Below are 16,321 nucleotides of genomic sequence, written 5' to 3'. Positions count from 1 at the left end.
GTTTTACGTTTTAAATATGGGCTTTTGGTAGTCGCTTTCCGCTCAATGCGCAAGAGCTCCAACAATACCTCAATCCCTAGCGCTTTCCTAACTCTATTACTTCCAGGTTCTTTATTTCTTGCCCGTCAATATCAAAACGTAACATAGTTCTGATCTGATGAAATCCATTCTTTCCGCAAGAACCCGGATTCATATGTAATAAGTTTAACTTCTTATCCCACATCACCTTTAGAATGTGTGAATGCCCGGATATAAAAAGTTTAGGGGGATTGCGCCTTATTTCATCCCGAATCCTCCTATCGTACCTGTTGGGATAGCCGCCAATATGGGTCATCCATACCGAAACATTCTCGCATTTAAAACGGTTATTTAAAGGAAACTCCTTTTGAATTTTGTGATCATCAATATTCCCGTGAACCGCACGGACAGGTCTTAGTGCTGCCAGCGCATCGGTTACCTTAAAGGAACCAATATCGCCTGCATGCCAGATTTCATCCGCCTGCCTGGCATATTTTAGAATGGTATCATCTATATAGCCATGTGTGTCTGATAGTAGTAAAATGTGCGTCATTTAGTTCAGCGAATGATATAATCTGTGGTTGGCCATTAAATAAACTTATCCTATAAAGGCATTAAAGTTTGTATAGATTTAGACAAATTCAAAGCACCCATTTCTAATGTCCAACTTCGTTATCTTTGCCTATCACAAAAATAGACTAATCGATTGAGATATTTTATCGCTTTTTCATACTTCGGGCTGTCATATCACGGTTGGCAAAGGCAACCCAATGCGATTTCTGTTCAACAAATAATAGAAGAATCCTTAAGTACACTCTTAAAAATGCCTCTTAGTGTTGTTGGCGCGGGCAGGACCGATGCGGGAGTACATGCAAAAAGTATGTTTGCCCATTTTGATTTCCCTGAAATCCCCGACCTGGAAGATCTCTCATACAGGTTAAATTCCTTTTTACCTGATGATATTGCCATCCAAAGGATCTTTAAGGTTCCTGAAGAAGCACATGCCCGTTTTGACGCCTTGGAGCGTACTTACGAGTATTGGATTGTACAGGAAAAGAATCCGTTTTATAAGGATACAGCACACTATATTAAATATCCTTTGGATATTAAAGCAATGGACGCAGCAGCGGCTTTATTGCTCGATTATAAAGATTTTGAATGCTTTTCCAAATCCAACACCGATGTAAGAACTTTCATCTGCAACATTAGTTTAGCATCCTGGAATATGGAGGAAGAGCGACTTGTTTTTAGCATTACGGCAGACCGGTTTCTTAGGAATATGGTACGCGCTATAGTCGGAACCCTGCTCGATGTTGGGATGGGAAAAATCACTTCTGAAGATGTTAAGACTATTATAAAAAGCAAGGATAGGCGCTCGGCCGGCGCTTCTGTCCCGGCAAAAGGCTTATATTTGACGAAAGTTATATACCCTTCAACCATTCTGGAATTTAATGGATAAAGACACCGGAAAAGCATTTGACTTTAGATTATTTAAACGCGTTTTGGCGTTTACCGGGCCCTACAGACTTACCTTTTTTGGGGTAGCCCTGGCTGCTATTCTAATTTCCGGTTTTGCAGTGTTAACACCTCTGATAGTAGGTGAAATTATTGATGGAGCCATAAAGCAGAGCGACTCTGAAAAGTTATTGTTTCTTATCATGGCTTTGGGCTCAGTATTATTGGGACAGGTTATAAGCCAGTTGTGTTTTAATTATTATGCCAATTGGCTGGGGGAATCTGTAATCAGGGATATCCGGATTTACCTGTTCAGGAAAATGATCGGGTTTAAAATGAAATATTTCGATAACTCCTCAATTGGACTACTGGTTACGCGGGCAGTAGCGGATTTACAGCGTATTGGGGAAATTTTTAGCCAGGGATTTTTTGTCATTGTCTCCGATCTTCTGAAAATGTTTGTTGTAGCCGGAGTAATGCTGGTTCTGAACTGGAAATTGGCGCTTATTGTTTTTGCTGTCCTTCCTGTAATTTTATATGCTACCCGAATCTTTCAGCGTGCTATGAAAAAGGCTTTTATAGATGTAAGGGCAGAGGTTTCTAATCTCAATTCCTTTGTGCAGGAGCGTATTACGGGAATGAAGATCGTTCAGCTCTTTACGCGTGAAAAAATTGAAAGTGACAAGTTCAGGGAAATAAACAAGAAGCATATGAATGCCTGGCTTAAAACGGTCTGGTACAATTCTTTTTTCTTTCCTATTGCCGATTTCGTTTCATCCATTACCATTGGATTGATAGTATGGTACGGAGGACTTCAGAACGTAACCAATATTGAAGCAGACGAATACGGGACAATTTTTGCCTTTATTCTCTTGTCAGGCATGTTATTTCAACCACTAAGACAAATAGCAGATAAGTTTAATACGCTTCAAATGGGGATGGTAGCTGCAAACAGGGTTTTTAAAATCCTGGATACCGACAGTCATATAGAAGATAAGGGCACTTTAGAAAAGGATCATGTTCTGGGGAATATTAAATTTTCCAATGTTCACTTCGGTTATTTGGAAGATGAGGAAGTATTGCATGGGATCTCTTTCGATGTAAAAGTAGGTCAGACAGTAGCCATAGTTGGGGCAACAGGTGCCGGAAAATCCACGATCATAAATCTGTTGAATCGTTTTTATGAAATTAATTCAGGTGAAATCCTGGTAGATAGCGTTAATATAGCAGACTACAAATTATCTTCCCTTCGCAGAAACATTGCAGTGGTGCTTCAGGATGTCTTTCTCTTTGCAGATACCATTGCAAATAACATATCACTGAGGGATAAAAATGTTTCTTTAGAAAGTATAGAAGATGCTGCAAAACAAATAGGTGTGCATGAGTTTATCAGCAGTCTGCCCGGTGGATACCTATATAACGTAAAGGAGCGGGGAACCATGTTATCAAGTGGTCAGAGACAGCTCATTGCCTTTCTGAGGGCCTATGTGAGCAATCCCAGTATCCTAATCCTCGATGAGGCTACTTCCTCTATAGATACCTATTCTGAGCAGCTTATCCAAAAGGCTACGGAAAAAATCACTTCTGGCAGGACTTCCATTATTATTGCGCACCGACTTGCCACCGTAAAGAAAGCGGATAAAATTCTGGTCATGGACGCTGGGAAAATTGTGGAGAGTGGTACGCACAAGGAGTTACTCAAAAAAGGCGGTTATTACAATAACCTCTATGAGGCGCAGTTTATGGCTGAGGAAGTAGCTTAACCGTTTTTACTGCTCTACCGGTTTAAAGTCTTCTAAGTTAATTGTTCCGGTTGCGAAAAGTATCGAATAGAAAACAATAACTATTCCCAAATAGCCCAAAAATGCCAAAACTAGAAAAAGACACATTCTAAGAATAAATTTGCCTGTCTTAAACCTATTTATCCTTTGCATTACATATATTGAGAAAGCTATCATCGCAGGAAGCATAATAGTAGACAGCTTTAAATAATCATCAGGAGTGAATATTATCACACTCAGACTTATTGGAAAAGAAATAATACTCCAATGCGGTAATGTGTAAAGGAACACAATTATGTATTCTGAAAAGACATATCGTTTTCTGTTAAAAGTCAACCAACCGGCAATTGCCAGGAGTGGGATAAATAAAACAAAGACTAAAGACGAAAAGTCCATCACAATTGGCATTATCTTTTGAGTCAATTCAGGATTTACGCCTTCACGATAGACGTCTAGATCGAACTTTACATCAAAAACTTTCTGTATCAAATAAATTGTAAGACCGGATAGTGTTAATGCAATTCCTTAATAACTTATCGGATTTAGATACTTTCTTCGGATGCCAGAGATATAACCTTCAATTACCTGTTCTGGTTTTGTGAACATATGTATAAAGGTCCTGAGAAAAGTATTGTCAAGATCAAAATAACGCTCAATAAGGTCATGCGACAGGTTTTTAAAGGTAAGCCTCTTGCGAATTATTCTGGCCCCACAATTGGAACAATAGTTAACATCTTCGTTTAGGGTTGTACCGCAGTTTTTGCATTCCATACCTAAATGATATCTACCTTGATAAGGTTCGCCAGTTCGGTTAAATCTTTATAGGAAACAAATGCGCCATTATTGATATAAGAAATAGATCCTGTTTCTTCACTAACAACGAGTGCAATAGCATCTGTTCGCTCTGTAATCCCCACAGCGGCCCTGTGCCTTAAGCCAAAGCGCAGAGGAATATTACGTTCATTGGATAAGGGAAGAATAACCCGGGTAGCTGTTATGATATTATTTTCAATAATGGCCGCCCCGTCATGTAAAGGACTATTTTTATAAAAAATACTTTCTATAATAGGTTGGTTAACTTCTACATTCATCTGATCCCCGGATGATTTTACAAAATCCAGTGAATTACTTCTTTTTATAACTAAAATGGCACCTGTTCTGCTTCTGCTCATTCTGTCACATGCTTTTAGAATAGCATCGATATCCAGTGTTGAAGAATTACTATCCTGCCTTAAGAATTTAAATCGCTTTACAAAGTTCCGTTTATTGGACAAATTGGTAGACCCGACCATAAGAAGAAATTTCCGTATTTCCTGCTGGAAAACAACAATTAAAGCAATTAACCCAACAGACATGAAACCACCAACAATACTGCTAATCATTTTCATATCCAATAACTGGGTTAATTTCCAAAACCCCCATACTATTACGATTCCAATAAAAATATTGATAGCAACAGTACCTCGTACCAGTTTGTAGATATAATAGAGCAGTATAGCCACAAGGAGGATGTCTATAATGTCCGTGATCTTTAAATCCAGAAAGTTAAAAAAGTCCAATCCTTGTAGTTTTTGTAAAATTAGAAAAAATAGGTAAACAAAAAATTAATCTTCAATTTGCTCTACTGCCTGCATTAATTCTATGCATTCCACTGCTTCTTTAACGTCATGGACCCTTAAAATATTGGCGCCTTTGGTCAATGCAAAGGTGTTTAATGCAGTGGTACCGTTCAACGCCTCATCAGGCTGTATACCCAAAGTCTTATAGATCATGGACTTTCGGCTCAAACCTACAAGGATTGGCAACCGGAAAGTCTTAAAAAGGTTTAAGTGCTGTAACAGGAAAAAACTCTGAGCCGGGGTCTTCGCAAACCCAAATCCGGGATCAAGAATGATGTCATTAATTCCCAGGGAATTGGCAAGAGCTACTTTTTCAGACAAAAAATAAATGACATCTTCTATGATATTGCTATAATTAGCCTGTTTTGTCATGTTTTGTGGTGTTCCTTTCATGTGCATCATAATATAAGGCACCTTATGCTCAGAAATGGTCTGCAGCATGTTTTTATCCAAATTCCCCGCGGAGATATCATTGATCAGGGAAGCACCCATCTCAAGACAGCGCTGTGCTACTTTACTGCGAAAGGTGTCTATGGACAGATAAATATCAGGAAAAGTCTTCAATAGCAGCTCCACAATGGGCAGAATCCTGCTTAATTCTTCTTCTTCGGAAATATGAGCTGCGCCTGGCCTGGAACTGTAGGCTCCGAGGTCTATAAATGTGGCTCCCTCATCAAGCATTTTCTCAGTTTGTTTAAGAATAGCGGCTTCATCCCTGTATTTTCCCCCATCGTAAAAAGAATCTGGCGTAACATTTAATATGCCCATAACTTTGGGCTTTTTTAAATCAATTAACCTGCCTTTACAATTTATTGTCATTGGATATTTTTAATCTATTTTGGAGCGCAAATTATTTTGAAGACCAAGATTATCCGAACTTTGATGTTTCCATTATTTTGAGCGAAATTTACGCAAATTAGAACAATTTACATGCAGCAAACCTCGGAACAATACGATGGCATCATAACTACTTGTCGGGACCTGTTTTCAAAGAAAATGAAAGATTACGGAAGTGCCTGGCGAATTTTAAGACTACCTTCTTTAACGGATCAAATTTATATTAAGGCCCAACGCATCAGAAGTCTGCAGGAAAACGAGGTTCGCAAAGTAGATGAAGGTGAAAAGTCAGAATTTATTGGTATTATAAACTATGCCATTATGGCCCTCATTCAACTAGAGAAAGGTGTTGCTCAGGAACCAGATCTTGCTCCTGCAGAAGCCCTCGATTTATACAATAAACAAGTTGAGATTACTAAATTACTCATGGAGAAGAAGAATCATGATTACGGGGAAGCATGGAGAGACATGAGAATAAGTTCGTTGACAGATCTGATTATTCAAAAATTATTGAGGGTTAAGCAAATTGAAGATAATAAAGGCAAAACTTTGGTTAGTGAAGGCATTGAGGCAAATTATCAGGATATAATAAACTATTCAATTTTTGCCATGATTCATATGAATGATTCCACACAATAAAAATTCTTTTAATAGTATGAAACATTTGGTAGGCTTTTCGCGAGTATTTGTTGGAGTGCTATTTATAATCAGCGGTTTTATAAAACTTAATGATCCGGTAGGCTTTTCATTCAAACTGGAGGAATATTTTAGTCAGGGAGTTCTCGATTTGCCATTTTTAATGCCATATGCCCTTGCTATTTCAATCTTTGTAGTCATTTTTGAAGTAGTTTTAGGTGTTTTCCTCTTAATAGGGTATCGTAAGAGTTTTACAATATGGAGCCTGTTAATCATGATCCTGTTTTTTACTTTTCTTACCTTTTATTCGGCTTATTTTAATAAAGTAACGGATTGTGGATGTTTTGGAGACGCTATTAAATTAACGCCCTGGGAATCATTTACCAAAGACATAATCCTGCTGGTACTCATCCTGATTTTATATTTTGGCAGTCAATATATAAAGCCTCTCTTTAGTCAGAAAGTGCAGCAAATTATTGCTTTGGTAGCTGTAGTCATTTGTATTCTATTTGGAAACCATGTGCTAAATCATTTACCGGTATTCGACTTCAGGGCTTATAAAGTCGGGGCAAATATAGAAGATGGGATGCGATTTCCTGAAGATGCACCGAAACCCATTTATGAATATTCCTGGAAATTTAAGAACAATGGGAAAGAATTAGTAGTCGTCACCAATGGAGAGTACCCTGATGTTGACGGGGAATTCATTGACGTGGAAACCAAAGAAATTCAGAAGGGTTACGAACCTCCTATTCACGACTTTACTATTGAACAGGAGGGGGAGGATTTTACCCCACTATTGATGCAGGAGGCTAAATTACTAATGGTGGTTACTTATGACCTTTCCAAAAGTGAATATGTAGCTTTTGAAAAAGTAAAAGCAATAGCCGATAGAGCCGTTAACCAGGGTTATAAGGTTATTGGAATGTCGGCTTCTAATAGTGAATGGACGAATAGAATAATACAGGAATACCAATTGGGATTTGAATTTTATTTTACAGATGAGACTACTTTAAAAACCATCGTCAGATCCAATCCCGGTATTCTAACTCTTAAGAATGGTACTATTACTCAAAAAGTACATTATAATGATATTGAGGATTTGATAATTGAATAAGTTTTCAGCTAACCTGAACTTAATCAACTGTTATAACAATTAGAATTAGAGAACACCTATTGTAAACATAAAAGAACTAAAAAATGAGAAGTAAAATAGTTGCCGGAAACTGGAAAATGAATAAGAACTTAAGTGAAACCAAGGCCTTATTGGAGGAATTATCTGAAAAATTACCTGCTACTGAAGCAGAAGTTATCGTGGCACCCACTTTTGTAAATCTGGCAGATTCCTCACGTATGCTCAAATCATCCAAGATAAAAGTTGCCGCCCAGAACATGCATTTCGCAGAAAATGGTGCATATACCGGAGAAATATCGGCAGATATGCTCCTGAATATCGATGTAGATCTGGTTATCATAGGACATTCAGAGCGCAGGGCGTACTTTGGAGAAACAGATGAATTGCTGTCTAAGAAAGTGAAAGCAGCATTGGCGAAGAATATGAGGGTAATATTTTGCTTTGGAGAGGAGTTGGAAGAACGTAAGGCCGGGAATCATTTTAGCGTTGTGGAATCCCAGCTAAAAAATGGTCTTTTTGATTTACCTGCTGAAGCCTGGCAGCATATCGTACTTGCTTATGAACCTGTTTGGGCTATTGGTACCGGCGAAACTGCTTCTCCGGAACAGGCGCAGGAAATGCATGCCTTTATCAGAAAAACGATTACTGATGCTTATAACGCATCAATAGCCAATGAAGTATCAATTTTATATGGTGGTAGTGTAAAACCATCTAATGCACGGGAAATTTTTTCAAAACAGGATGTAGATGGTGGTTTAATTGGAGGCGCTGCCCTGGTGGCAGATAACTTTATATCTATTATTCAGGCTATTTGAACTCAGGATGCAGGAACGCTTTCTTGAATTAAAATTTACGGTACATCCATTACAGCCTGCTACAGATATCTTAATGGCAGAGCTGGGTGAAATAGGTTTTGACAGTTTTGTTGAAACAAAGGAAGGGATGCAGGCATATATTAAAAAGGAATTATGGAATCCCATCGATTTAAAAGATGTGCAGATTCTTTCAAATACGGATTTTAGTATTACCTATGAAGTTGGTGAAATTGCCCAGGCAAACTGGAATGAACAATGGGAAAAGAACTTTGATCCTATCCTCGTTGATAATCAGTGTATGGTGAGAGCTCCGTTTCATGATAGATCGGATGTAGATTTTGATATAGTGATAACACCAAAAATGAGTTTTGGTACCGGGCATCATGAAACTACGCATATGATGCTTAAATTTATTTTAACACTGAATATTGAGGGTAAAAACGTGTTGGATATGGGTTGCGGTACTGGCGTCCTTGCTATCTTGGCTTCGATGAAGGGAGCTCATTCTATTGATGCCATTGACATAGATAACTGGAGCTATCTGAATGCCTTGGAAAATGTTTCTGGAAATAGCTGTGATGGGATAACAGTCTTGGAAGGGGATGCCGCTTTGTTAACAAATCAAAGCTATGATATCATCTTAGCAAACATTAACCGCAATATTTTACTTTCAGATATCTCAATCTATTCAAAGCATTTAGTAAAAGGGGGCATATTGCTTCTAAGTGGATTTTATAAAGAGGATCTTGCCTTGATTTCAAAGGAATGTGCTGCCCAGGGCCTCTCATTTCAAGAAAATTTGGAAAAAAATAACTGGGTTGCTGCAAAATATGTATTTTAGTTCAAACAAAAACCTATCTGCATGAGTACTAAGGAAAAAGTCTCCGAAGAACTACTTTTGGATGAGGAGACGGTAAAACAAAATGAAATTGTATTGTTCAATGATGAAGTAAATACGTTTGAACATGTAATTTATACCTTAATTGATGTTTGTGAACATACTGCAGAACAGGCAGAACAATGTTCACTAATAGTTCATTACAAAGGTAAATGTACAGTTAAAACCGGCGAGTATAAAGACTTGGAACCTCGTTGTACCAAGTTATTACAGGCCGGATTAAGTGCTGAGATTGTCTGAATTTGCATGTTCTTCGGGTTCATTATTTGGGCTAATAGTCTTTTCTTACCTAATAAAAAACATGTAAAAGAATAGTTCCTCTTTATATCCATAGTTTGAGAATAACCTTTATTCTTCTGTTATTATTTTCCAATTTCCGGGGTTTTACTCAGGAATTACCCCCTATTCAGAATTATGCTCCAATAGATTATGATGCAGGAACTCAAAATTGGGCTATATCCCAGTCCGGTGAAAAGTTGATATATGTGGCCAATAACGATGGGTTGCTTGAATTTAATGGCGCCCAATGGAAATTGTATCCTTCTCCAAATGGCACATTAATAAGATCGGTTCACGTAGTTGAAGATCTAATTTACACCGGATGCTATATGGAGTTTGGATATTGGAAGAGAAACGAGTTTGGCAATTTGATTTATTTCTCACTGACCAATCAGCTTAAGGAAGATTTAATTGAAGATGAACAATTCTGGAATATTTTGGAATTTGAGAAATGGCTATTGTTTCAGTCTTTAGATCGCATATATATTTATGATACCAAGGAGAAATCTTTTAATATTCTCGAAGCCAGGAGTATTAGGGCAGAAATATTTAATGTAGACGGTACGATCTATTTTCAAAAGGTAAATGAGGGCATATTTAAGATTGAAAATGGAAGATCTGTTCTGGTCTCTGATGACACTTTAATCAGGGAAAATATTGTTATTGGGGTGTTTAATCGTAATGACCGGGTACTAATTCTTACAGAACGCGGTGAGTTTTACTTCCTTACCCCAGATGGTCTTGAAAGATGGAACATTAAGGGGAGTAAAGAATTGTCGTCCGTTAATGTTTATAGCAGTTTACGCCTTGAGGACGGGAGTTTCATTTTAGGAACTATTTCTAATGGAATTTATCAATTGAATGATAGTGGAGAGGTTATTCGAAAAATTAACCAGCAGAAAGGCCTCAATAACAATACAGTGCTTTCCATATTTGAAGATATGGAAAACAATCTTTGGCTCGGATTGGATAATGGGATAAGTAGCATAAATTTAAATTCTCCCTTTAATGAATATATTGATAAAATAGGAAAGCTGGGGGTTGTTTATACTGCTGTTATTTATAAGGGTATCCTTTATCTGGGAACAAATCAGGGTTTATTTTATAAAAGACAGGATGAAGAAGGAGATTTTGAGTTTGTAAAAAAAACGAACGGACAGGTGTGGTGCCTTAGGGTTATAGGAAACACTTTGTTTTGCGGCCACAATGCAGGAACTTTTGTCATTGACGATAATACGGCAAGAAAAATTTCGGATTTCCCGGGGACATGGGATTTAAAGCCCTTATCAGATAATCCTGAATTAATTCTGCAGGGCAATTATACTGGTTTAAGTGTTATTCAGAAATCAAATGATATTTGGCAGTTTAGAAATAAAATAGAGGGATTTGACATTTCAAGCAGGTTTATAGAAAGAATTGAGGAAAGGTATATTTTGGTGAATCATGAGTACAAAGGAATTTTTAAAATATCCGTTGATGAGGACTTCAGAAGTGTAATTAATATTAAAGAAGAAACTTCAAAAGGGATTGGTTCCAGCCTAATTTCATATAATAGTAATCCCCTGTATACTACAAATAATGGGGTTTTTAAATATCAAAAGGAGGAGCATAAGTTTTATTTAGATACCTTATTAACGGGGAAGCTATTTAATGAGGATGATCCAATTATTGGTGTATTGAGCGCTGATAATATTGCTAATAAGTTATGGGGGTTCACAGAATCTAATATTGTTTATGTGTCTCCGGGTAAGTTTGATAATGAGCCAACCGCAGTTCGGATAGCAGTTCCCTCATTTTTTCGAAGAGATCTGGGGGTTCCGGGATTTGAATTCATTACCCCATTGAATGAGCATTTATACCTTATAGGAATTACCAATGGTTATATCACCTTAGATTTAAAAAAGCTTAGGTCCAAAGAATACGCCATTAGTATTAGTAATATATACCAGGAATTCTATGATACGGCAGGTAGTAAGATCCCTTTCAATGGCGACAATGAATTTGAATTTGAAGAAAATAACCTGCATTTTTCATATAACGTAGCAGAATATGATAAATATTCGGAGGTGAATTATCAATATAGGTTGGATGGAATGTATGACAATTGGAGTAGTTGGTCATCAATTCCGGAAATCTCCTTTAAGAATTTGCCCTATGGAGACTATGTTTTTAATGTTAGGGCAAAAGTTGGCAATACCCTGACAAATAACACCGCTTCTTATTCATTTAGCATTAAAAAGCCCTGGTACCTTTCCAATATGGCCATCTTGCTATATATACTTGTCTTTGTTCTTATTAGTTTTCTAATTCATAGGTCATACCGCGCTTATTATCATAAAAAACAAAACCGACTCCTTCAAGAGAATAAGAAGAAACTAAAGCGCAAAAAATTAAAGGCACAGAAGAAAATTATCCAAATCAAGAACGAGCAATTAAAATTAAAGATTGAAAGTAAAAATCGTGAATTGGCTGCCTCTACAATGAGCATCATTAGGAAAAACGAGTTTCTTAATACAATTAAAGATCAACTTCAGGATTCAGAAAGTACACATCAAATAAAAACGGTAATTAGAACAATAGATCGTAATATTAATGATTCAGACGATTGGAAATTATTTGAGGAGGCATTCAATAATGCCGATAAAGGATTTCTAAAGAAAATTAAGAAAATGCATCCTGAGCTGTCGCCAAATGATCTTCGCTTATGTGCATACCTAAGGTTAAATCTATCATCAAAGGAAATAGCACCTTTGCTAAATATTTCTGTAAGAAGTGTAGAGGTTAAACGATATCGATTGCGTAAAAAATTACAAATGAAGCATGAAAATAGCCTTACCGACTACATTCTGCATCTTTAGACTACTACATCAACCCTATAAAGTACCACAACATTACCTATACAACAACCCTATTTTGATTTTTTCAAGCATTGTTGCTATTTAGAATAAAATATGGTACTCATAATATTTTCAGGTGTTTTTTGCGGATTTCATAAAATCTCTACCAAAATATTATTATGTATGTTTTTTGTAGGGGTAAGATTTACTAATTTTTGAGAAGGATAGAATATCTTTCAGTCCAAAAAATTACTACACATGAAGTACTTTGTTTTAGTCCTTACATTCCTTTGTTGCACTTCAGGACTCTGGAGTCAGGATCTTACCATAAGTGGAATTGTTAAGGACGTGGCATTTGATCAGCCCTTACCGGGAGTTAATGTTATTGTTAAGGGGGAAACAAGAGGGACAACCACAGATTTTGACGGAAACTTTGTAATTGCCAATATGGGTATAGGCGATGTACTTGTATTCTCTTACCTGGGTTTTGTTACACAAGAAGTAACTATAAATAATGCTGATCCACTTACAATTATTTTGCAGGAAGATGTAAGCGCCTTGGATGAGGTGATTGTTGTGGGTTATGGTACACAAACTAAAAAAGAAATTACCGGAGCTGTTGCCGTAGTAGGATCAGAGAGTATAGAAGAATTGGCACCAACCCGAATTGAACAAGCCCTGCAAGGTCAGGTAGCCGGGGTACAGGTTACGGCAGAATCCGGATCACCGGGTAGTGGATCAAATATTCGTATCAGGGGTATTTCCACTAATGGAGACAATCGACCTCTGATTTTAGTAGATGGAAATGTCATAGAGGATTTGAGTGTTATTAACCCCAGTGATATTGAAAGTATAAATATCCTTAAGGACGCAACAGCCGGTATATATGGTGTAAGGGCAGCTAATGGTGTAATCTTGATTACTACTAAAACAGGTAGGCGTAATACCGAATTAAAGTTTAGTTATGATGCATGGGGAGGATTTCAACAGACCTCAAGGCAAATCCCGGTATTAGATGCTACAGAGTATGCCATAATTGTTAATGAGGCTTTTGCAGCGGGAGGAGGTACTTTACCTTATCCGGATGTTTCTTCTTTAGGTAGGGGAACCGACTGGCAAGATGAAGTATTCCAGACTGCGCCTATTCTTAACCAGAACATTACATTAAGCGGCGGAGGTGAAAAAACAACATTCTCAATAGCATCTTCTTATTTAACGCAAGATGGTATAGTAGGAGGGCCTAAAGCTAATTTTAGAAGATCTACCAACAGGGTGAATTTGAATTCAGAAATTTTCAAAGATTTTAATGTGGTAGCTAACCTTATATATACGGGTACCACACGTAAAACCCTGCCTGAGAACGCCCTTGGGTCGGTGTTGTTCAATGCCTTGAATAATGCACCTACTTTTGCGGTTAAAGATCGCAATGGAGAATTTACCCTCGCAGAAGGTTTAGGTAATGAGGTTATTAACCCCCTTGCTCAGATTGAAAATACGTTTAATCAGACAGATGTAGATAAAATAAGCGGAAAATTTGGAGTAAGTTATGATTTCCTAAATGACTTCAAGGCCGAAGCCAGTATTCAGTTTAACTATGCTGAGGTAAAAGGAAAAATATTTAATCCTACCATATTTTATGGTTCAGGTAAAGTTTTTAACAATACGGGCAGACCAACATTATTCGTAAATAAGGATATCTTCCGGGACTATACATTTGATGCCTTTCTTAATTACGATAAAACCCTCGGTGAAGATCACAATATAAAAGGTACCCTGGGGATGTCAATATTTGAAACCAGTGGGGTATTCTCCGGGACGACGCAGGGATTTTTTGAAACACAGGATGTAGACTTTGCAAATGCCGATATAGAGGATACAGTGGATAGGAGAAATGGTTTGCAGGATAGCGGATTAAGCGGTAAGTTCAGGGACAGATTATTATCTTACTTCCTAAGGGCGCAATATAACTACAAAGGCAAGTACTTGGTTTCAGCTATAATAAGGCGGGACGGATCTTCAAAGTTCGGACCCAATAATAAGTTTGGCTACTTTCCTTCAGGTTCCCTTGGATGGGTTGCTTCAGACGAGTCTTTTTTAAAGGATAGTAAGGTTATTGATTTTATGAAGTTTAGAGGCAGTTACGGTATTGTTGGGAACGATAGAATTCCAAGCAATGCGTTTAGATCTGTATTATCAGGTGAAGCTGCTTATGTTTTCTCCAACCAACTTGTATTTGGAAAGGCAGTAGGGGTACTATCTAATCCTGAAATTCAATGGGAAGAACAAAAGACCTTGGATATTGGTTTAGATATGAGGTTGGTTGACAATAGGATTGATATTACCGCAGATTACTTTAATAAACGTACAGATGGACTTTTACTGCAACCCCCTGTGTCAGGAATTTTAGGGGCTGCTGCTCCGGGATCGCAACCCCCTGTTGTAAATGCCGGTCTCGTGGAGAACAGTGGATTTGAATTTGCTATCGGATATAGCAATAACTCTTCCAATGACTTCACCTTTGGAATCAATTATAATGTTACTTTTTTAAATAATAATGTAGTTTCTGTAAATAATGGCGTTGGGTTCATTGCTGCAGGATCTTTTGGTGTAGGTCAGGAACCGCCATCCAGAATGGAAGAAGGAAAACCTATAGGATATTTCTTTGGGCTGCAAACCGATGGAATTTTTCAGAATCAGGCAGAAGTTGATGCGCATGCCACTCAGGTTGATGCAGCTCCCGGAGATTTGAGATTTGTAGATATAAACGGAGATGGCCAAATAGATTCAGATGACAGAACGGATCTTGGAAATCCAATTCCCAATGCAACTATGGGGCTTAACTTTTCATCTAAATACAAAAACTTCGATTTTACAGCTTATGCCTTCGCTTCAATAGGAAACGATATTGTTAGAAATTATGAAAGAAATCAACCCTTGGTAAACAAATCTATTTACACCTTGAATAGATGGACCGGGGAGGGGTCTACAAATTCTTTTCCAAGAGTGACAACAGGAGCTACCCAGAATACTCTTTTTTCAGATTTCTACGTGGAAGATGGCTCCTTTGTTAGACTGCAAAATGTACAATTAGGGTATACTTTAGGTGCCGATGTAGTCGAAAAAGTGGGGATAGATAAGCTTCGCTTTTATATTACGGCAAACAACCTGTTTACCTTAACGAAATACAAAGGCTATGATCCAAGTGCTTCTTCCGGAGCACCAATTGGGGCTGGAATTGACCAGGGATTTTATCCGGTACCCAGAACTTTTTTATTATTTAATGAGGACTCTGAAAATTTCTTTAACTCGCAACAAGATTATGAAGATGCGCTTATTGGTGCTTATGATTTGCTACAATCATCATACCTCAATGTATTATTGGGCGAAATTGCCTCGGATAATACAGTTGCCGGTGGTGAGAGTGCTACAGATGTACCAGGAATACAGGAAGTGGATAAAATGACACATACCCCTGTCAATGCGCAATTAAGAGATATCTGGAGCTGGATGTTTGCGGGAGTTAACAGGGCCAATTACATTTTGGAATTTAAGGATAAGACAGACTTCCCCGATAGAACCAAGATTATTGCGGAAGCTACTTTCCTTAGAGCTTATTATTATTTTGAATTGGTAAAATGGTTTGGGGATGTTCCTCTCGCAGTAGATCAAAGACTACTATTCGGGGATCAGGATGTGGTTGATAGAACCCCTAAAGCAGATGTTTACGCTCAGATCGAGCAAGACCTTATTTTTGCTGCGGCAAATCTTCCGGTAACACAAGATCAAATAGGTCGTGTAACAAAAGGAGCTGCTCAAGCCCTTTTAGGCAAGGTTTATTTGTATCAGGATAAGTTCTCGGAAGCATCTGTAGTCTTAGAAGATGTTATAAACAACGGACCATATGACTTACTTGCCGATTATAGTACAATGTTTGAAAATGATAATGAGAATAATATTGAATCTGTCTTTGAAGTTCAATATACGGATGAAGAAGGAGCAGGATTTGGATGC

The 16,321-nt window shown here is 37.7% G+C and carries 14 protein-coding genes; 9 read left to right on the top strand and 5 right to left on the bottom strand.

The annotated features are described in order from the left end of the window. Positions 1-76 precede the first annotated feature (76 nt). Positions 77-571: a metallophosphoesterase family protein gene (locus Q0X77_RS04855; protein ID WP_297793868.1), complete on the bottom strand. Its 495-nt coding sequence runs from the start codon at positions 569-571 to the stop codon at positions 77-79. A 153-nt stretch (positions 572-724) separates the two neighbouring features. On the opposite strand from Q0X77_RS04855, the gene truA reads away from it, so the two are divergent. Continuing rightward, a complete protein-coding gene (truA, locus tag Q0X77_RS04850) occupies positions 725-1,477 on the top strand; it encodes a tRNA pseudouridine(38-40) synthase TruA (protein ID WP_297793865.1) in 753 nt (250 codons plus the stop codon). After that, positions 1,470-3,236, top strand: a complete 1,767-nt coding sequence (locus Q0X77_RS04845) for an ABC transporter ATP-binding protein (RefSeq protein ID WP_297793863.1) — start codon at positions 1,470-1,472, stop codon at positions 3,234-3,236. Before truA ends, Q0X77_RS04845 begins: the two co-directional genes overlap by 8 nt. Positions 3,237-3,242: 6 nt before the next feature. On the opposite strand, the gene Q0X77_RS04840 is transcribed toward Q0X77_RS04845, so the two are convergent. From Q0X77_RS04840 to folP, 4 genes are read right to left on the bottom strand one after another with little or no spacing between them, the layout of a single operon-like run. Beyond that, positions 3,243-3,743 (bottom strand): hypothetical protein, encoded by a 501-nt coding sequence (locus tag Q0X77_RS04840; protein WP_297793860.1) that lies wholly within the window; start codon positions 3,741-3,743, stop codon positions 3,243-3,245. Between the two features lie 36 nt (positions 3,744-3,779). Continuing rightward, the gene (locus tag Q0X77_RS04835; RefSeq protein WP_297793856.1) at positions 3,780-4,025 is read right to left on the bottom strand and encodes a DUF3667 domain-containing protein; all 246 of its coding nucleotides are present in this window, start codon (positions 4,023-4,025) and stop codon (positions 3,780-3,782) included. 2 nt (positions 4,026-4,027) lie between these two features. Further along, positions 4,028-4,813, bottom strand: coding sequence for a diadenylate cyclase CdaA (cdaA, locus tag Q0X77_RS04830; protein WP_297793853.1), 786 nt, complete (start codon positions 4,811-4,813; stop codon positions 4,028-4,030). 45 nt (positions 4,814-4,858) lie between these two features. Continuing rightward, positions 4,859-5,692, bottom strand: coding sequence for a dihydropteroate synthase (folP, locus tag Q0X77_RS04825; RefSeq protein WP_297793850.1), 834 nt, complete (start codon positions 5,690-5,692; stop codon positions 4,859-4,861). 111 nt (positions 5,693-5,803) lie between these two features. Here folP and Q0X77_RS04820 point away from each other — a divergent pair, with 111 nt between their 5' ends. The 7 genes from Q0X77_RS04820 to Q0X77_RS04790 all read left to right on the top strand — a co-directional run. Further along, positions 5,804-6,349 (top strand): DUF1599 domain-containing protein, encoded by a 546-nt coding sequence (locus Q0X77_RS04820; RefSeq protein WP_297793847.1) that lies wholly within the window; start codon positions 5,804-5,806, stop codon positions 6,347-6,349. A gap of 16 nt (positions 6,350-6,365) precedes the next feature. Next, on the top strand, positions 6,366-7,463 hold the full coding sequence (locus Q0X77_RS04815) for a BT_3928 family protein (protein WP_297793845.1): 1,098 nt from the start codon (positions 6,366-6,368) through the stop codon (positions 7,461-7,463). An 83-nt stretch (positions 7,464-7,546) separates the two neighbouring features. After that, positions 7,547-8,296: a triose-phosphate isomerase gene (gene tpiA, locus Q0X77_RS04810; RefSeq protein WP_297793842.1), complete on the top strand. Its 750-nt coding sequence runs from the start codon at positions 7,547-7,549 to the stop codon at positions 8,294-8,296. A 7-nt stretch (positions 8,297-8,303) separates the two neighbouring features. Beyond that, entirely contained in the window at positions 8,304-9,137 is an 834-nt protein-coding gene (gene prmA / locus Q0X77_RS04805) for a 50S ribosomal protein L11 methyltransferase (protein WP_297793840.1), read from the top strand. A gap of 21 nt (positions 9,138-9,158) precedes the next feature. Beyond that, positions 9,159-9,434, top strand: a complete 276-nt coding sequence (locus Q0X77_RS04800) for an ATP-dependent Clp protease adaptor ClpS (RefSeq protein ID WP_297793837.1) — start codon at positions 9,159-9,161, stop codon at positions 9,432-9,434. 95 nt (positions 9,435-9,529) lie between these two features. Beyond that, entirely contained in the window at positions 9,530-12,331 is a 2,802-nt protein-coding gene (locus tag Q0X77_RS04795; protein ID WP_297793834.1) for a triple tyrosine motif-containing protein, read from the top strand. Positions 12,332-12,568: 237 nt separating this feature from the next. Beyond that, positions 12,569-16,321 (top strand): SusC/RagA family TonB-linked outer membrane protein (locus tag Q0X77_RS04790; protein ID WP_366939198.1); only part of this gene is annotated, 3,753 nt, incomplete at its 3' end.

The organism is uncultured Eudoraea sp., from assembly GCF_947258925.1.
Lineage (GTDB): Bacteria > Bacteroidota > Bacteroidia > Flavobacteriales > Flavobacteriaceae > Eudoraea.
The sequence above is the reverse complement of the archived record's forward strand: the minus strand, read 5'-3'. Positions and strand labels throughout refer to the sequence as shown.

Excerpts from the sequence above, each read along its gene's own strand:
- Q0X77_RS04855 (WP_297793868.1), bottom strand. The coding sequence starts at position 571 with ATGACGCACATTTTACTACTATCAGACACACATGGCTATATAGATGAT.
- Q0X77_RS04845 (WP_297793863.1), top strand. The coding sequence starts at position 1,470 with ATGGATAAAGACACCGGAAAAGCATTTGACTTTAGATTATTTAAACGC.
- Q0X77_RS04835 (WP_297793856.1), bottom strand. The coding sequence starts at position 4,025 with ATGGAATGCAAAAACTGCGGTACAACCCTAAACGAAGATGTTAACTAT.
- folP (WP_297793850.1), bottom strand. The coding sequence starts at position 5,692 with ATGACAATAAATTGTAAAGGCAGGTTAATTGATTTAAAAAAGCCCAAA.
- Q0X77_RS04820 (WP_297793847.1), top strand. The coding sequence starts at position 5,804 with ATGCAGCAAACCTCGGAACAATACGATGGCATCATAACTACTTGTCGG.
- Q0X77_RS04815 (WP_297793845.1), top strand. The coding sequence starts at position 6,366 with ATGAAACATTTGGTAGGCTTTTCGCGAGTATTTGTTGGAGTGCTATTT.
- tpiA (WP_297793842.1), top strand. The coding sequence starts at position 7,547 with ATGAGAAGTAAAATAGTTGCCGGAAACTGGAAAATGAATAAGAACTTA.
- prmA (WP_297793840.1), top strand. The coding sequence starts at position 8,304 with ATGCAGGAACGCTTTCTTGAATTAAAATTTACGGTACATCCATTACAG.
- Q0X77_RS04800 (WP_297793837.1), top strand. The coding sequence starts at position 9,159 with ATGAGTACTAAGGAAAAAGTCTCCGAAGAACTACTTTTGGATGAGGAG.